Source organism: Aliivibrio sp. 1S128 (assembly GCF_001691065.1).
GTDB lineage: Bacteria > Pseudomonadota > Gammaproteobacteria > Enterobacterales > Vibrionaceae > Aliivibrio.
Map to the genome: position 1 here is coordinate 1 of NZ_MAJV01000009.1, position 481 is coordinate 481.

The following is a 481-nucleotide window of genomic DNA, read 5'->3' on the forward strand; positions in this document are numbered from 1 at the left end:
CATAGTGAATTTGGCCACCTAGTTAGAAATGATATAATCATTTCAGAATTAAATAGGTGTACATAATGACAAGACGTCCAAGAAAGAACTATAGCGCAACATACAAGCTAGAAGCTGCCCAATTAGTAATTGAGCAAGGGTACTCAATTACTGAGGCATCCCAGGTTATGAACGTAAGTAAATCAGCCATGACTAAGTGGGTTCAGCAGCTAAAAGATGAGTTAAGTGGAGTGATCCCAACGGCATCTCCTATAACTCCGGAACAAATAGAAATTCGTGAGTTAAAAAAGAAACTTGCTCGTCTCGAGGAGCATAATGAAATACTAAAAAAGGCTACGGCTCTGTTGATGTCAGACTCACTGAACAATTCGCATTAATAGATAAACTCAGGCAGAGCCACAGTATAAGCATTCTTTGTGAAACCTTTGGTATTCATCGGAGTAGTTATAAGTATTGGAAGGCAAAGCCAAGAAACGTTGAC

At 39.1% G+C, this 481-nt stretch carries 1 pseudogene; it reads left to right on the top strand.

Going from position 1 to position 481, the window contains the following annotated elements:
* Window positions 1-65 precede the first annotated feature (65 nt).
* Window positions 66-481 (top strand): annotated as a pseudogene (locus A6E03_RS03410) (transposase); the annotation flags it as partial.